The organism is Streptomyces sp., assembly GCF_050698815.1.
GTDB lineage: Bacteria > Actinomycetota > Actinomycetes > Streptomycetales > Streptomycetaceae > Streptomyces.
In genome coordinates, this window is the sequence record NZ_JBOHCV010000426.1 from 1 (window position 1) to 3,685 (window position 3,685).

The following is a 3,685-nucleotide window of genomic DNA, read 5'->3' on the forward strand; positions in this document are numbered from 1 at the left end:
GCACTCCAGTACGTGCCCCGCGACGACGGCGCCCGCCAGCGCGTCTCTGTCCTTCTCGGACTTCTCCGATTCCTCGGCCCCCTCGGGCCCCTCGCCCCACCCGAAGTGTGCGGCGGCGGCGCCGCTCACCAACGCGGCGTCGGTCACCCGGCCGGTCACCACGATGTCGGCGCCGGCGCGCAGGCAGGCGGTGATGCCGCCGCCACCCAGGTAGGCGTTGGCGGTCAGCACGCCCTCGCCCCAGCCGCCCCGGGCCAGCACGTCGTCGCCCTCGACGTGTGCGACGGCCGCCGGCACGCCGACCCGCTCGCTCAACTCCCGTACGGCGCCCGCCAGTCCGGCCGGATTCAGACCGCCCGCGTTGACGACGATCCGCACCCCCCGGTCCTTGGCGAGCCCGAGTCCGGTCTCCAGCTGCCGCAGAAACGTCTTCGCATAGCCGGCTCCAGGGTCCTTCAGCCGGTCCCGGCCGAGGATCAGCATGGTCAGCTCGGCGAGATAGTCCCCGGTCAGGACGTCGAGGTGGCCGCCGGTGAGCATCTCCTCCATGGCCGCGAAGCGGTCGCCGTAGAAGCCGGAACAGTTGCCGACCCGCAGGGTGTCCCTCACGCGTCCCCTCCCTTGCGCGGCCGGCCCGCACCGGGCGGACCCGCGAACGCCTGGGCGATCTCCAGCCACCGGGCCGCGTCCGGCCCTTCGGCCCGCACGTCGGCGTCGTCCAGGTGCAGCCGCTGCGTCACCAGCCGGCAGAAGTCGACGGCGTCGCCGGTCACCCGCTGTGCGGCGTCCTCCGGTCCGTAGGTCCACAACTCGCCGCCGGGGCCGGTCAGTTCCACCCGGAAGGGTTCCGGCGGCGACTCCAGGCCGCGGACGGCGTAGGCGAAGTCCCGCGCCCTTACGCCGATCCGCGCGACGTGCCGCAGCCGCGCCGTCGGCTCCCGCCGCTCGCCCAGCGCGTCGGCGACGTCCTCGCCGTGCGCCCAGGTCTCCATGATCCGCGCGGTCGCCATGCCGGCGGCGCTCATCGGCGGCCCGTACCAGGGCAGCCTGACCCCCTCCGGCACTTCTCCCAGCGCCCGCGACAACTCGGCGCGCCCGGCCCGCCATTGCCCCAGCAGTTCGGCAGGCGGCAGTGCGGCGCCCTGCCGAGCGCCGTCGTCGACGAAGGTGTCGGGGGCGGCCAGGGCGGCCTCCGCCGCCTGCCGGAAGGCGCTCTCGTCCGTGACCGCCAGCAGCGACTGCTGATCGGTCCAGGCCAGGTGTGCGATCTGATGCGCGACGGTCCACCCGGGCGCGGGCGTCGGCAGCGCCCACGCCTTCGCCTCCAGCCCGGCCACCAGCCGTTCCAGCGCGTCGCCCTCGGCGCGCAGGTCATCCAGTACGGCACCGGTCACTCCGCCAGCCACGCCGCGGCTCCCTTCGCCTCGCCCTTCGTCGTAAGGGTGACAGCGGGAGCAGAAACAAGCAAGCGTGCTTGCATTGTTCTTTCGCAAGAGTGTCCGACAGACGGAGGATGGGCAACGGTCCGAGAAGGCGTAGCGGCGCCGGCCCCCACCCGGCGCGTCGCCTGCCCGGAGATTGGGGTTCACGGTGGAACCGGAGGACCGGGAGCAGCCGGAGGAGCGCCGGCCCGGAAAGGTTCCGCTGCACCGTCTCAGGGTGCCCGTGCCGCACATCCTTCCCTTCACCCTCGGATCGTTCGACTCGATCGGAGCGCTGTCCCGTTCGGCGTTCCCGCACCGCCACACCTTCTACGAGATCATCCATGTCACCCACGGCCACGGCGCGCACGTACTCGACATGTGCGGCAGGCCGCTCCAGCCGCCGCAGCCCGGCGGGTTCGACGTCGAGCAAGACGCGATCCCCGGCACGTGAGCACGACCTTCCCGGACACCGATACCCAAGGTGTCGAGCGCGCTAGGGTTGTGACACGTAAAACGTGACCCCGACCCGGGTCGAGCCCAGAATATGAAGCATCGGACACAGGGAGTGGCCGCATGAGCATCGAGCCGTGGACCATCGAACGCATCCACGACGCCCTCGGAGCCCCCGACCTGCGGCAGCGCTTCCTCGACGAGATCAACCGGGCGTCGGCACACGAACTCCTCACCGTCTTCGCCAAGTGGGAGAGTATCGCCGCCGACTTCACCACAGCCCTCGCCGAAGCAGACGTCATCCTCGCCTACGAAGCCCGCGGTGAAGAACCCCCCGGCAAATGGATCGACGGCACGCAGCGCCTCGAAGAAGCCGCCGCGCGAATCCGCGAACAAGGGGCCGCCTGACCTGGCACCCTTAACCGGGTGTACAAGCTCCGCTACGAAGCAGACGTCGAAGCCGTTTGGAACGCGCTCCCCGACAAGGCCCGGCACGAACTCGATGCCGCCCTCATCGACGTCTGCCGCGACCCCTACGCCACCACGCGGCCCCACACCAACGACGGCGACGTCCAACGCGTCCTCACGCTGAAACACACCGCCACACTGCTCCTCCTCATCGAGCCAGGCATGCGCGTCCGCATCCTCCGCATCCGCTACCTCGACTGACGGCGCCCCCACCCAGTCGGGCGGGGGCCGACGTGCGCTGCTGGTCAGGCGGCGGGCGGCAGTTGGGCTTGGCCTCCCGTCTCGAACCGCGCGAAAACGCGCAACGCGGGAACGCATGGATCTGCGGGCACAACGCCCATGCGGAATACGGGGTGCTGATTCGGCACCTGCCCGACTGGCCTCCCGCCGGAGTGATCGACACGCTGCGTCTGGCGAGAGCCACGTACAAGAACCTGCCGTCCTATTCACTCGACGCTCTGATCAGCCAGCCCGACCTCACGCACGCGTCGGCCCAGCGCCACCGAGCCACCTTCGACGCCTACGCCACAGCGCAGTTGCTGATCGCGATGGCAGGCCAGTACGACACCTGGGAGCAGCTGACCGCTGTGGCGGTCCCGCCCAACATGCCCGGGGCACCGGAGCCTGAGGAGGAACAGACACTGTGGTGAGCACCCCCATCCGAATCGGCATCCTCGGGACGCAGTCCCCTGGCAACACGACACCCATGTCGCCTGGCGCGACCCCAACTCTCAGCTACAGCGAAGGAAGCAGCAGCCATGAGGAGTAACGCCTCGTACGTGGTCACCGGCGGTGGCAGGGGAGTAGGACGGGCTGTGGTGGAACGGCTTCTCGCCGAAGGAGCCCACGTCGTCACGATCGAACTCGAGGCGACCGCTGCCGGCTGGTTCGACGAGCTTCCGGAACAGCGCAGGATCGTTCAGATCATCGGAGACGCCTCCGATGAGGCCGTCGCCGCCCAGGCCGCGGAGCGAGCGCAATCGTCCGCGCCTCTCGCCGGCTGGGTCAACAACGCCGCGTCGTTCAAGGACGCATCACTGCATTCGGCGAGTGCGGCCACGGTCCTCGGCGTGATCGGTTCGCACCTCGATGCCGCCGTCGCCGGATGCTCGGCTGCGGTACGGGCCTTTCTCGCGGCAGGGACTGGGGGATCGATCGTCAACGTCTCCTCCCACCAGGCTCAGCGCCCCGTGCCGGGCTGCCTCCCGTACGCGACCGCCAAGTCCGCCTCCCACCGGGGCAGACCGGCCTGGCTTGTCAGGCGCTCCTCGAACTTCTCGGCGGAGAAGAACGGATCGGCCTTGATCTCATCGGCATACACCTCGCGGTACACGTCGACGAGG

General features: G+C 70.1%; 7 protein-coding genes. 5 read left to right on the forward strand and 2 right to left on the reverse strand.

What is annotated here, in order from left to right; genetic code table 11:
* Both ACRDP3_RS15435 and ACRDP3_RS15440 read right to left on the reverse strand, forming a co-directional pair.
* Positions 1 to 609: acyclic terpene utilization AtuA family protein (locus tag ACRDP3_RS15435; protein ID WP_431517513.1), on the reverse strand; the 609-nt coding region annotated here is incomplete at its 3' end.
* Positions 606 to 1,406 (reverse strand): TIGR03084 family metal-binding protein, encoded by an 801-nt coding sequence (locus ACRDP3_RS15440; RefSeq protein ID WP_431517514.1) that lies wholly within the window; start codon positions 1,404 to 1,406, stop codon positions 606 to 608. The genes ACRDP3_RS15440 and ACRDP3_RS15435, both read right to left, overlap by 4 nt.
* Positions 1,407 to 1,659: 253 nt before the next feature.
* Between ACRDP3_RS15440 and ACRDP3_RS15445 the strand changes: the two genes are divergently transcribed.
* From ACRDP3_RS15445 to ACRDP3_RS15465, 5 genes are all read left to right on the forward strand, one after another.
* Complete coding sequence (locus tag ACRDP3_RS15445) at positions 1,660 to 1,875, forward strand: hypothetical protein (RefSeq protein WP_431517515.1); 216 nt, start codon at positions 1,660 to 1,662, stop codon at positions 1,873 to 1,875.
* 122 nt (positions 1,876 to 1,997) lie between these two features.
* On the forward strand, positions 1,998 to 2,282 hold the full coding sequence (locus tag ACRDP3_RS15450; protein ID WP_431517516.1) for a hypothetical protein: 285 nt from the start codon (positions 1,998 to 2,000) through the stop codon (positions 2,280 to 2,282).
* 18 nt (positions 2,283 to 2,300) lie between these two features.
* Positions 2,301 to 2,543: a hypothetical protein gene (locus tag ACRDP3_RS15455; protein WP_431517517.1), complete on the forward strand. Its 243-nt coding sequence runs from the start codon at positions 2,301 to 2,303 to the stop codon at positions 2,541 to 2,543.
* Between the two features lie 32 nt (positions 2,544 to 2,575).
* Positions 2,576 to 2,992, forward strand: a complete 417-nt coding sequence (locus ACRDP3_RS15460; protein WP_431517518.1) for a 3'-5' exonuclease — start codon at positions 2,576 to 2,578, stop codon at positions 2,990 to 2,992.
* A 108-nt stretch (positions 2,993 to 3,100) separates the two neighbouring features.
* The coding region (locus ACRDP3_RS15465; protein ID WP_431517519.1) for an SDR family NAD(P)-dependent oxidoreductase at positions 3,101 to 3,685 on the forward strand (585 nt) is incomplete at its 3' end.